Annotated in this window: 10 protein-coding genes; 8 read left to right on the top strand and 2 right to left on the bottom strand. The window is 57.3% G+C overall.

What is annotated here, in order from left to right:
• Positions 1–5: 5 nt before the first annotated feature.
• Entirely contained in the window at positions 6–899 is an 894-nt protein-coding gene (locus HS103_11060) for an LLM class F420-dependent oxidoreductase (protein ID MBE7513334.1), read from the bottom strand.
• Between the two features lie 233 nt (positions 900–1,132).
• On the opposite strand from HS103_11060, the gene HS103_11055 reads away from it, so the two are divergent.
• The 8 genes from HS103_11055 (at position 1,133) to HS103_11020 (ending at position 10,431) form a co-directional block, all read left to right on the top strand.
• Positions 1,133–1,717 (top strand): TetR/AcrR family transcriptional regulator, encoded by a 585-nt coding sequence (locus HS103_11055; protein ID MBE7513333.1) that lies wholly within the window; start codon positions 1,133–1,135, stop codon positions 1,715–1,717.
• A 153-nt stretch (positions 1,718–1,870) separates the two neighbouring features.
• On the top strand, positions 1,871–3,604 hold the full coding sequence (locus HS103_11050) for a hypothetical protein (protein ID MBE7513332.1): 1,734 nt from the start codon (positions 1,871–1,873) through the stop codon (positions 3,602–3,604).
• Positions 3,605–3,679: 75 nt separating this feature from the next.
• Positions 3,680–4,120 carry a hypothetical protein gene (locus HS103_11045; protein MBE7513331.1) on the top strand — a complete coding sequence of 147 codons (441 nt, stop codon included), beginning with the start codon at positions 3,680–3,682 and terminating at the stop codon, positions 4,118–4,120.
• 55 nt (positions 4,121–4,175) lie between these two features.
• Entirely contained in the window at positions 4,176–5,783 is a 1,608-nt protein-coding gene (locus tag HS103_11040; GenBank protein ID MBE7513330.1) for a hypothetical protein, read from the top strand.
• A 255-nt stretch (positions 5,784–6,038) separates the two neighbouring features.
• The gene (locus tag HS103_11035; GenBank protein ID MBE7513329.1) at positions 6,039–6,950 is read left to right on the top strand and encodes a Stp1/IreP family PP2C-type Ser/Thr phosphatase; all 912 of its coding nucleotides are present in this window, start codon (positions 6,039–6,041) and stop codon (positions 6,948–6,950) included.
• Between the two features lie 131 nt (positions 6,951–7,081).
• The gene (locus HS103_11030; GenBank protein MBE7513328.1) at positions 7,082–7,882 is read left to right on the top strand and encodes a hypothetical protein; all 801 of its coding nucleotides are present in this window, start codon (positions 7,082–7,084) and stop codon (positions 7,880–7,882) included.
• Positions 7,883–7,967: 85 nt separating this feature from the next.
• Positions 7,968–9,335, top strand: coding sequence for an 8-oxoguanine deaminase (locus tag HS103_11025; protein MBE7513327.1), 1,368 nt, complete (start codon positions 7,968–7,970; stop codon positions 9,333–9,335).
• A gap of 211 nt (positions 9,336–9,546) precedes the next feature.
• Positions 9,547–10,431, top strand: coding sequence for an NAD-binding protein (locus HS103_11020; GenBank protein MBE7513326.1), 885 nt, complete (start codon positions 9,547–9,549; stop codon positions 10,429–10,431).
• A gap of 336 nt (positions 10,432–10,767) precedes the next feature.
• On the opposite strand, the gene HS103_11015 is transcribed toward HS103_11020, so the two are convergent.
• Complete coding sequence (locus tag HS103_11015; GenBank protein ID MBE7513325.1) at positions 10,768–12,354, bottom strand: phosphoglycerate dehydrogenase; 1,587 nt, start codon at positions 12,352–12,354, stop codon at positions 10,768–10,770.
• Positions 12,355–12,361: the final 7 nt, after the last annotated feature.

Here is a 12,361-nt window from a genome sequence, read left to right as displayed (position 1 = left end):
GAGTGTTATCTAAATTCTGCAACTGCCGGGATGATCTCGCGCCCGATCAACTCCAACGGTGTCAGGTTGTGGACGTTGGAGACGCCGGAAAAAATGACGTGCTGAATACCAATAGCGGCTAAGCCTCGGCATTTCTCAATCACGCTGGCAACATCCGTACCCCCTTCGCCGGCGTTAAAAGAGGTAAGGACGGTGCGTTCAATGTCCTCATAATTGCGCCCTACCTCATCACAATGGCGTTTCAAAACATCCAGTTTTTGGACGAGGGCTTGGCTATCGCCAAAGGCAAACAGATTACAGGCATCAGCGTACTGGGCGACCAAGCGCAGCCCTTTCTTTTCGCCTGAACTCCCAATCAAAATAGGGGGGTGGGGTTTTGTCAGGGGTTGGGGGGTGTTGATCGGTTCGGCAAGCTGATAATGCACTCCGTTGTATGGGGACACATCGCCCGACCACATCTGTTTAGCAATCTGAAGGGTTTCTTCCAGACGCTCAAACCGTTCTTTCAAAGGCGGGAAGGGCAGCCCAAGCCCCACTGCTTCACGCTCATACCAGCCTGCCCCAATACCTAGCCAAGCGCGTCCACCGGAAAGGACATCAAGGGTGGAGACCTGCTTGACTAAAAAGCCCGGCTGACGGTAATTGACGCCTGTCACCATCGTGCCAAGCCGTACCTGCTTTGTCACCCCCGCCAGAAAACTGAGGGTGGCATAGCCTTCTAGCATCGGGTCTTCGGCGTGACCCATACCCCCGCCGTCAATTTGGAAAAAGTGATCCATCACCCACAGGCTGGCAAACCCCACTTCATCAGCGGTGCGGGCGATTTCAGCCAAACGTGCGCCAATATTTTGCGGGCTGCCTTGCCAATCAAAGCGAACGACCTGTAACCCGATTTTCATAGAAATGTCCCTTTTGTGGTCGATAGTTGCGTTCCGCACATCATTCTTGTAGAATGATACAGATCTGTCTACCTTAATTGATCATAATCATACAGACAGGTCTGTATACTGTCAACTGGCTCTTTTGCACAAACCCGTTTTTGGCGGCAGCGTAAGGGAAGCCGCCGATTAACCATCAAAACCAACACGAAATTAGGGCAGACACACAGGCGACCTGTGGGGAGCAAACCGGCATGGGTACAAAGGGTGAGGGGAAGAAGTCCGCACGCGAATTGATCTTGGAAAGTGCCGCCGCCCTCTTTTTTCGGGATGGCTTTCGGGCAGTAGGAGTCGATACGATCATTGAGCGTTCCAACGTCGCTAAAATGACCTTGTATCGCCACTTCCCCTCCAAAGATGATTTGATCGTTGCCTATCTGAAGCAAACCGACGAATTATTCTGGGTGTGGTTTGAGGAATCGGCGGCGAAGGGGGGCGACGACCCGCGTGAACAGTTGATCGCCTTCTTCAAGGCACTGGAAAAACTGGTGACAAGTCCGCAGTGTTATGGCTGTCCCTTCTTGAATGCCGCTGTTGATTTTCCCAACGAGAGCCATCCGGGGCATCAAGTGGCGCTGGAACACAAGGGCGTTGTGCGTACTCGGTTCGCTGATCTGGCGCGGGGGGCGGGCGCTCGTGCGCCAGAGACGTTAGGTGACCAACTGCTGCTGCTGATGGACGGGGCGTTCATGGCGGTGCGCATGTTTGGGGCGAATAACCCCGCTGCGCATGTCGCTGAGGCAGCGGCAGCGCTCATTGCCGCTCAGCTAACGGAATAAGCGTAAAACGGCGCTAGGCGTTTTGGTGGGGGAATTCTGTGGAACTGCCCGCCAAAACGGTATACTCATTCGTGTTTCCCCACACAGGTGAGATCATTAGAAGGACAGTAGGCTTTGTGGGACGACCCTGTGAGGTTGCCCCGTCAGCAGCGCATGAACACACGCATATCTCCCTTGCCGATACGCCTTCATACAGCAATCGCCCTCGCCCTTATGGGCGCTGCCTTCATCGCCTCAGCGCTGATCAGCGCCGCCACCTTTGAGCGGCTGCCACACCTTGAAGATGAATTTGCCTACCTTTACCAAGCGAAAATCTTCGCTGGCAGGCGGGTGTGGCTGGATCGCGGCAACGACCCGCCAAAATATTTTTGGCAGCCCTTCATGCTGCAAGAAAAAGCGCCCGATGGCGATTACCAGCGCCAATATAGCAAATACACGCCGGGGTGGTCGCTCGCCCTTGCGCTTGGTGTCCTTGTTGGGCAGCCATGGCTGATCAATGCGCTGCTTGCCGCGCTCAATGTGGGGCTTACCTACCGTCTGGGACGGGAGGTCTTTGATCCGACGGTGGGCGTTGTGGGAGCGCTCTTGCTGGCGATCAGCCCGATGGCGCTGCTCTTAAACGCCTCCCTGATGAGCCACACATGGGCGATGGCGTGTACGCTCCTTTTTGTCTATGGCTATTGGCGGACGCTCCCCCGTAACTCTCCCCCTTCAGAGTCTCCCAACGCCCGCCCCTTCGCAATTCCCGTATGGCTGTTCGCCGTCATGGGCGGCTTGGCATGGGGGGCATTGGCGGCAACCAGGCCGCTGACGGCGGTGGCAATGGCGCTCCCCGTCGCCGCCCATATGCTGTTTCGACTGTGGGCGCTGCGGGGAGAGCGCACGGCACAAGGGGCGCTCCTCCGTATGGGTGTATTCATGGCGCTAGGGGCGCTGCCCACAGCAGCGCTTTACCCTCTCTACAATTACGCCACAACGGGCGATCCGCGCACAAACACCTACGCCCTGCTCTGGAGCTATGATGTGATCGGTTTTGGCGAGGGAATCGGGCTGAACAAGGGGGGACATTCCCTCTACTATGGCTTTCGGAACGCCCGTGCCGATCTTGCCGCGTGGTTTCGTGATCTCTACGGTGTCGTCATGCCTCCCCCCGCCGCCGACTATCTGCGGCTTACGGTGGGCTGGGGAGCGGGGGCAGGGCTAAGTTGGCTGATTCTGGGTATGGGCTGGTGGTATGGACGAAAACACGAATGGGTATGGTTTTTCACCCTGTTCCTGATCGCCCTCATCGCCTCTGGGCTGCTCTATTGGATCGGCTCAGTGGTCAATGGGGCTGCCGCCTACAGCACACGCTACTACTACGAGGCAACCTTTGCCGTCTGTCTGGTAAGTGCCTATGGGGTTGTGACGTTGGCGCGGACGCTGAAAATCCGACCTTTATGGGGACGCTTTCCCATTCACCCTGTCTATCTTGGGCTGTGGGCGGTGTGCGTCGCCAGTGTCGTGTTTTATACGCCAGCACGCCTGCGCGAGCCGCTCCCGCCCGATTGGATGAACGGCTTATGGCGCTACAACAAGGCAGGCGTTGACCAAATTGAGCGGCTAAACGCCATGCGCGGGGATGATCCGCGTCCGGTGACAGTGATCATCTTGCGCAGCCCGCTGCCAGATGTCCGCGATAACTGGCGTGATTATGCCGGACTGTTAGGAGTCAGCGATCCGTACCCTGAACATGGTGCTATAATAGTTGTCAGGGTCTTTGATTCAGAGGAAGTTCCTGCCATTGTGCAACGCTTTTCCAACCGTTTGGTGTTATACCAAATAGGCGAGCGACTCTACCGTACAATGGAGGATGCCCTGCAAGGTGCAGCCGAATCTGGCGGGTAGCAGCAACTCCAGCCTGTTCACTCTCGTAATCACCTTAAACGCTGTTTGTTGCTGCACAGGCGGAAAGAATTCAGCATGAGTGCTATCTCGGTACAGCAGGAAAAGCGCGATGCCGCACCTCCTGTCTATATTCTTAAAGTGCATAATTCGCCCTATACACTCGATCCGTACCGAGACCGCTTGGAATCGCAAGGGTTTAAAGTCGTTGATGCCGACACCTACGATGCGGGGCTGAATCTTGCCGGGCGGTATCGCCCATCCCTTGTGCTGGTCAATGATGATCCTGATACGGGGATCAACGCCTTACGCTGGTTGGAAATGCAGCACACCTCGCGTTATGGCTGGTTGGCGACAACCCCATTGATCATCCTTGCTGATGAAACCCGCTTACCATTCTTGCGCCCCGAACAACTGCCGGATCGGGTTGTTGTGCTGCAACGCCGTGCCGACACGCTGAATCGTTTGGCGCAAACGGCACGCTATTTGATGCATGTGTGGGGTTTGGCACGCCCATAGGCGGCGTTTCGTACCCAAATTAACGGACAAAACCCGCATAAGGATACGCCACACGATGACCCTGAAGGGCAATACACTGCTTCGCCTAGCCCTGTTCATTCTTATTCTGACTGCGATGGGATGTTCATCGGGTGGGGGGGCAAGGCAGCCTGTCCCCACAGCGCAGGTCTTTGTCACTCAGATTGTCACTCGCGTACCACGCTCTACCCCTACCCCAACGTCACCTCCCTTGCCAACATTGCCGACAACCGCTGTTGCTGAAGGGGTGAGCGTTACCCCCGCCCCCTCACAAACACCCCTTGCCGAAGGCGACGCGCTCACCTTTGATTCGCTGACCTCCAAATACGCCGCCAAACGAATCACCTTTGTAGCGCGGGTGACCCCCCGCACACAGAAAATCACCGGAATCCAGCTTCGTTATACCTTCCCCCAAAGCAACACAGGCGGCGAGGTGAAAGCGGCAGTCCCCGTCCAGACGATTGGCGAACCCCTCCGCCAGCCGATCCAATATACGATGGGCGTTGATAAAATGCCCACCCACGAAGATCGCGTCCTTTACCGCTGGCGGCTAACGCTGGCGGATGGCTCTGTGGTGGAAAGCGCCGAACAGACCTTCAAGGTGACTGAGGCGGTCACCGCCGAACGGCGCGACGATCTCCCCCTCATGGTAGCCGAGCAATCGTTTGAGAGTGATTTTCCGACAGAAGCGATTTTTCGGGTGAGTCTGACTCCCGATGTTCCCATTCAGGACGCACGCTTTTACCTGACCCAGAACAATGGCATTTTGCAATACGATTACCGCGTTCGGGTGGCAACAAAAAAAGTGGGCGAACCGCTGGACTTGGAATTCCGCTGGAATCGCCAGATGGGGCTGCAAATCCCCTGGCAGCAGTTCGCCAGTTGGTGGGTGTTTACAGATCGCAACGGGCGGCAGTGGCGGACGGACATCGCCTACAACGAATATACCGACGCGAAATTCCATCAATGGACGCGCACCGCAACGAAACGAGCCGTTCTGTTTACCTATGACCAGTCAGCGGCGAACATTGCGGCGCTGGCAAAGGCGACGGACGATAGCTTTGCCATTTTGGAGAAGGCATTTGGTTACAGGCTCCTTTACGAGCCGCGTATTGTCGTTTATAACCGTCAACGGGACTTTGACGATTGGTCGCCGCCGGAATTCAGCGATGAATTTATTGGTTTGGCAAGTGGGCAGTGGGGCGGGGCAGTAGTCATGATCTATGATTCGATTGCCTTCACGGGGCAGTCAATCATCCGCCACGAATTGACGCACCTCTTTCAATACCAAAGTGTGCGCGAACACGCCCCAAAATTTTGGATGGAGGGAAGCGCCCGCTTTTTTGAGGGCATCCCCGAAAGCGACCCCGAAACATTGGTTAGATCGTTTATGATCGCTTACGATCCGCCCGATCTCGCTTTTGGCGTCCCGCCGCTGCCCCCTGATGGAAGTGGCTATCCGTATCCCTATTATGTGGGGGCGACCTTCATCAATTGGCTAAAACTGACCTATGGCGACGAGGCGTTTATCCGTGTGCATACCGCCCTCGCCCGCGATCATGATTTTCCGAAGGCGCTGGAAATTGCCACTGGCAAAAATCTGAAGACACTCAGCAAGGAATGGGGGGGGTGGATCAAGAAGTAGGGGCGCGCTATAGGGCGTCCGCACCACCGCCCGTAAACGGCTGAGGGAGAGTGAGTTCTCCCCCTTTCTTCGCGTGCGGGGAAAGGGAGCAGGGGGGATAGGAGGTCTTTGACTCACCGTCCCATCAACCACCCCCAACGAATCGTTTGCTTGTACTTAGTTGCACCAAACGGCTATTTCTGTACAATCTAAAGCATTGTGTAAACACGCTCAAAAGCCTATATTGATTCATCCGCAAGCAGAGGCAAGAACACAGTGCAGCGACATCCCACAACCGGCGAACCCTTGATCTGTTTGCGCTGCAATACCTTAAACAGTGCCGATGCGCATGTCTGTGAAGCATGTGGCGCACCGTTGATCATCCCCGATGACGATTTTGGGATCATGGCGCGGGCGGGCGCTCACACAACGGTGGGGCAAGTGCGCACGAACAACGAGGACAACGTAGGGGTTTTTGCCTACAATGGCGTGGTTATTGGCTTGGTGGCGGATGGGATGGGCGGGGCGGCGGCGGGAGAGGTTGCCAGCCAACTGACCGTTGATGCCGTGCGCACCTTCTTTCATCAGGAGTCCGATGGGGAGGAAAACAGCGCCGTTGATCTTCAGGCGCTTCCCGAAGATGAACTACACACGAAGCTGCGCGATGCCATTTTGTTGGCGAATCGCTCTGTCTTTGAGGCGCAAAAAGACACCGCCAAAAAAGGGATGGGGACAACCTCAACGGTTGCCCTTGTGCGGGGAAACCGCGTCCTTCTTGCCCATGTGGGGGACAGCCGCGCCTACCTTGTTGCTCATATCGACGGGACGATTGCCCAAGTAACCGTCGATCACTCCTTTGTCGAAGCGCTGGTTGCCTCAGGACACATCACCCGCGCCCAAGCGAAACATCACCCGATGGGACATGTTTTGTATCGGGCGTTGGGGCAGGGTTTGGATGTTGATATTGATCTCTATGCCCGCACGATTCGCCCCGGAGATCGCCTCGTCCTCTGTTCGGATGGGCTAACCCGCCATATCTCACCCGAAGAAATTGCCGAGATCGTCTTGCAAACGCCTGACCCCGACGAAGCAAGCCGTGAGTTGATCACTCTTGTCAATGCACGCGGGGCGGAAGACAATGCAACGGTGGTTGTCATCGCCGTGCAGCCCACTGATCTCCCCGCCTAGACCAACCTGTCCTCTCGGGATCGCTCGCTCAAGCAAAAGGGGCGGGCGGTTGCGCCTCCTTCAATCCCGATCTATGATCGAGGCTGTGCCTCTAGAATGGACGATGCCCACAGGGTGGGAAGGAAATCGCCATGTCTCGTAAAGTGATTCTCTTAAGTGTTTTTGCCTTTCTTGTTGCCCTCGGCGTGGCGGCTTTTCCCTCACCAGCGGCAGCGGTTGGTCCGGTGAGCGTCAGGGCAACGGTGAACGTCCCCGAACTGCATATCCGGCGGGGACCCTACGCCATTGGGACAATTCTTGGCGTGTTGACAAAAGGGGAGACGGTCAACGCGGTGGGGCGTGATCTGCGGGCAACCTGGTTGCAAGTGCGCACCGCCTATGGCGTCGGTTGGATCAATACCCGCTTTGTCACGCTCAGCGGGGATGCCCGCGACCTGTCAAACACCGAAAACGATGCCCCGATTCTCGCCTTTTTTCTAGAGGCGACAGCGTACATCCGCTTGGGTCCAGATAAGGCATACCCGCTCGTCTACACTGCCACCGATGGCGAAGTGATGGATGTGATCGGCGTGGATAGGCAGCGCGGGTGGTATGAAGTGCGCCTACCAAAAGGGGCGGAGACGGTGTATGGGTGGACAAATTTCAAGAACATTCGCCTTTACGGACCCTATCTGAAACTCCCTGATACGGGAACAGCCTTCCCACCCTTTGCGCGGATCAACAACTACCGCGTGAATCTGCGCAGCGCCCCAATGGAAGACGCCCAGAGCGTCCTTCTTGCCGAACTAGGGCAGCTTTATGTGATCATCGGGCGCAACAAAGCATCGACGTGGTATTTCGTCCACGCCTATGAGACGAAAGCCATTCAGGGCTGGATGCGTGCCGATTTAGTCAAAACCATAGGGCGCGGCGCGATACCGGTAATTCCGTAGCCACAGCTAAGCCACCGATCACTCTACCTATCACAGACGGGCGCATCTCCATGCGCCCCTACACAAAGACTCAGCACTATTTATCATGCCCAAACTTTTCCTAAAAAACGCCCTCCTCCTCGCCACTTTTGACGATGCCGAACGGGAAATCCCTGATGGGGCGCTCATCCTCCGCGATCACCTCATTGAGGCGGTGGGAACAACAGCCGACTTGATCCCGCTTGCCCATGATGCCGATCAGGTCATTGATCTTCGTGATCATGTTGTCTTGCCCGGATTGGTGAACACCCACCACCACATGTACCAAAGCCTGACGCGAGTCACTGCCCAAAACGCCGAACTGTTTGATTGGCTACGGACGCTCTACCCCATGTGGGCGCGGCTCACTCCCCCCATGATCACCACCTCGGCGCTGGTGGCAATGGCGGAATTGATCCTTTCTGGCTGCACCACAACAACCGATCACCTTTACATTTACCCCAACGGTGTCCGCTTGGATGATGCGATTCAAGCGGCGCAGCAGATTGGTATCCGCTTTCACCCCACACGCGGCAGCATGAGCGTTGGCGAGAGTCAAGGCGGGCTACCACCGGATCGCGTTGTCGAAGCTGAGCCAGCCATTCTGCGCGAAACACAACGGCTGATCGAGACCTACCACGATGCCGATCCCTTTGCCATGCTGAAGATCGCCGTCGCCCCTTGTTCGCCGTTCACCGTCAGCGAAGGCTTGATGCGCGAGGCAGCAGTGCTGGCGCGGAGCTATGGCGTCCGCCTGCACACCCACCTTGCCGAGACGGTGGGCGATGTTGCCTATAGTCTTGAACGGTTCGGGAAAGACCCTGCCCACTATGCCGAATCGTTGGGGTGGGTGGGGGAGGATGTGTGGCACGCTCATTGTGTATGCCTCTCTACGGAGGGGATTGCTCTCTTTGGACAGACGGGGACGGGTGTTGCCCACTGTCCGGGGAGCAACCTTCGCTTGGCGTCGGGGATCGCGCCGATTCGGGCGATGCTTAAGGCGGGCGTGCGCGTCGGCTTGGGGGTGGATGGCTCTGCCTCGAACGACGCCGCCCACCTGATCAACGAGGCACGGCTGGCGATGCTTGTGGCGCGGGTCAAAGAGACCCCGGGTGATCCAGCCGCGCTGAGCGCACGGAACGCCCTGCGAATTGCCACGCGGGGTGGGGCGGCAGCGCTTGGCTATACGAAGATTGGGCAGCTTGCCCCCGGCATGGCGGCGGATGTCGTCGCCTTTGACCTCAACCAGATCGGCTATACGGGGGCGCTTCACGATCCGCTGGCAGCGCTTGTTTTTTGCGCCCCAACACAGGTTAGCTACAGCCTGATTCACGGGCGGGTGATCGTGGCAAAGGGCGTCCTCACGACGCTTGATCTGCCACCCATCATTGAGGCACATCAGGCATTTGCGCGGCAACTAGCACGCGGCGAATAGGTAAATAACTCACCTTACGCAGTTGGATTTGTTCACCTCGTATTCATCGAAAGGGGAAGTTTGAGGGGAAGCCCCCTCAAAAAATGGATTCCCCCTTCTCCCAGTGGGAGCGGATACACGCCGAAGGCGGGTCGCAGGGGGTGAGGGTTTGCCCTAAACGTTACCTATAATTTACGGATAGATACTAACTACATAAAGGGGGGTGGTTATGATGCGTGTGGGTTATATTGGTTTGGGGTTGATGGGTGCGCCAATGGTGCGCAATCTCTTAAAAGCGGGCTTTGAGGTAGTTGTTCACAACCGCAGCCGAGCCATTGTGAACGAGCTTGTGGCAGCGGGGGCAGCCGAAGCCCATTCCCCCGCCGAGCTTGCCGCGCAGGTGGATATTGTCTGCACAAATTTGCCCGATTCGCCCGACGTGGAAGCCGTTGTGTTGGGCGAAGGGGGAATCATCACGGCGGCACGTCCGGGGATGATCGTCATGGATAACAGCACGATCAAGCCGGAAACAGCGCGACACATTGCGGCGGCGTTGGCAGCACGCGGCGTTGATGCCCTTGATGCGCCCGTGAGCGGCGGTCAGCTTGGGGCGGTGAATGGGACGCTCGTCTTTATGGTGGGCGGCACAGAGGGGGCGTTTCAGCAAACGATTCCGCTCTTTGAGGCGATGGGCAAAAGCTGGACATTGGTCGGCGGGGCGGGGGCGGGGCAGATTGCCAAAGCCTGTAACCAGATTATGGTTGCCGCCCAGATGGTGGCAATGGGTGAACTGCTCGTTCTTGCCGAAAAAGCGGGCGTCGATCCCTTCCGCGTGGTGGAGGCGATCAAAGGTGGCGCGGCGCAGTGTTGGACGCTGGATGTCAAGCCGCAGCGCTTGCAAGAGGGCAACCGTGAGCCGGGCTTTAAGGCACGGATGCAGTTGAAAGATTTGCGGATTATTGGCGAGACGGCAGCCGCTTACGATGTCCCGCTGCCGCTGAGCGCCGTAACCCAAGACCTTTTTCAGGCGATGATTGAGGCGGGCGAAGGGGAACTCGATAATTCCGCTGTGCTAAGTGTCTTAGAGCGCCGCGCTGGAGTGCGGGTGGGGAAGTAAGGTCATCGGTGGGGGCGCGTGGTATGCGCCAGCCGTACCGCGTCTTTTGTCTTCTAAGCCCCGTAGGGGTGGTTATCTTTAGCCCGCCGCTTTCGCGGTGGGCGGGGATCGGTGCGGACGTCCTACAGGGGCGAGGTATACAGCCCTAAGGCGAATTTGCGCCAATAGTTACTAAGCGCCTATCCATAAATTCGGCAGAGAGGGGTGAGGGAGGGGCAGCGCCCCTCCCGAAAAAGACGTTATCCCCCTCTCCCACGCAGCGGGAGAGGGGGATAGGGGGTGAGGGCTTGCCCCTATGGTTAACCAGTTAATTTATGGCTAGATACTGAGGTGAGCCTATAAGATCATCTGATGGGCGTGGCGGACACCATCCAGTTTGCGAAAATCGTCCAACTGCGCTTCGCTAAAAGGTTGATCAAGAGTCAAGACGGTCAGTGTTTGCCCGCCCTTTTCGGCACGCCCCGTGCGCCAATCGGCAATATTAATGCCCAATTCGGCAACATGCGTGCCAATCCGCCCAATCACGCCTGGGCGGTCATACCCCCCGAAAATGAGCAGCACCCCAGAGGGGATAAAATCGGAACGGTAGCTGTTGATCTGGACGATGTGTGGCTCACGGCGGTTGAACAGCGCCCCACTGATCACCTGCTGCCCGCTCCCTTCCCAATGCGTTTGACAACTCACCAGATTCGTGTAATCCATCACATCCAAGCCCTTTGTTTGGGTGACATGAATCCCGCGTTCCATCGCCACAAGGGGGGCATTGATGTAATTTACAGCGTCGCCTAAGACAGGGGAGAGCAAGCCCTTTAGCAAGGCGACGGTGAGCGGCTTCACCAGCCCCTCAATCTCATCCCCTTTGTATTCCACCGCCACGCGCCGGATGCGCCCTTTGGCAAGGTGATGGTGAAGTGTCCCGATGCGCTCTGCCAAAATCAGATAGGGGGCAACGCCCTCAAAATCCCGTCCGGGGATGAAGGGCATGTTCACCGCGTTTCGGTAATCCGTGCCGTTTAGGGCATCGATCACTTGGCGGACGATCTGCATACTGAGATCGTGCTGTGCCTCGACGGTGGAATCCCCCATATGGGGAGTGTGAATGACATGGGGCAAGCCGATGAGGGGGGAATCAGTCGGCGGCTCATGGGCAAAGACATCCACCGCCGCCCCCGCCACATGCCCACTCTTGAGCGCCGCCGCCAATGCCTTCTCGTCAAGGATGCTGCCATGCGCGGCGTTGATGATCCGCGCCCCGGACTTGACCATGCGCAGCGTTTCTTCATTTAGAAGGTGATAGGTCTCTGGGGTGACGGCGCAGTGAAGCGAAATCCAATCGCTGCGGGAGAGGACTTCATCCAGCCCAACGAGTTTCAGGCGCGGGTCGGTGATTTGCGCCTCGGCAATGTAGGGGTCGAAGGCGAGGACGTTCATCCCAAACGCCACCGCCCGCGCCGCCACGTGTTTCCCCACACGCCCTAAGCCAACCAGCCCCAACGTTTTTCCATACAGTTCGCTGCCGAGATGCGCCTGCCGCGCCCAGACGCTGCGGGCAACTTCCTGATGGGCGGGGATAACCTGTCGGCAAAGCGCCAACATGAGGGCAAAGGTGTATTCGGCGGTGGAGATGGCGTTTGCGCCGGGGGTATTCATCACGATCACCCCCCGCGCCGTCGCCGCCTCCACGTCGATTCCGGTCAAGCCAACACCCGCCCGCCCAATCACCTTCAAGCGTTTTCCAGCGTCGATCACTTCGGCGTCAATGATCATCTCGTCGCGGGTGATCAGCGCATCTGCCGTTGGAAGCGCCCGCAAAACACGATTTCGTTCGGGGGCAACGATCTGTGCCTCAATATTTTTTGCCTTGTCCAGGGCATCGAGGGCAGTTTCCGTCAGCGCCGTTGCCACCACAATGGTATGCTGCATAGGCGGG

The organism is Anaerolineales bacterium, from assembly GCA_015075625.1.
GTDB lineage: Bacteria > Chloroflexota > Anaerolineae > Aggregatilineales > UBA2796 > UBA2796.
This window is presented reverse-complemented; position numbering and strand designations above follow the sequence as displayed.

Bases quoted from the DNA above. Each gene is read 5' to 3' on its own strand.
- HS103_11020 (MBE7513326.1), top strand. From the start codon at position 9,547: ATGCGTGTGGGTTATATTGGTTTGGGGTTGATGGGTGCGCCAATGGTG.
- HS103_11015 (MBE7513325.1), bottom strand. From the start codon at position 12,354: ATGCAGCATACCATTGTGGTGGCAACGGCGCTGACGGAAACTGCCCTC.
- HS103_11040 (MBE7513330.1), top strand. From the start codon at position 4,176: ATGACCCTGAAGGGCAATACACTGCTTCGCCTAGCCCTGTTCATTCTT.
- HS103_11055 (MBE7513333.1), top strand. From the start codon at position 1,133: ATGGGTACAAAGGGTGAGGGGAAGAAGTCCGCACGCGAATTGATCTTG.
- HS103_11030 (MBE7513328.1), top strand. From the start codon at position 7,082: ATGTCTCGTAAAGTGATTCTCTTAAGTGTTTTTGCCTTTCTTGTTGCC.
- HS103_11060 (MBE7513334.1), bottom strand. From the start codon at position 899: ATGAAAATCGGGTTACAGGTCGTTCGCTTTGATTGGCAAGGCAGCCCG.
- HS103_11045 (MBE7513331.1), top strand. From the start codon at position 3,680: ATGAGTGCTATCTCGGTACAGCAGGAAAAGCGCGATGCCGCACCTCCT.
- HS103_11025 (MBE7513327.1), top strand. From the start codon at position 7,968: ATGCCCAAACTTTTCCTAAAAAACGCCCTCCTCCTCGCCACTTTTGAC.
- HS103_11050 (MBE7513332.1), top strand. From the start codon at position 1,871: ATGAACACACGCATATCTCCCTTGCCGATACGCCTTCATACAGCAATC.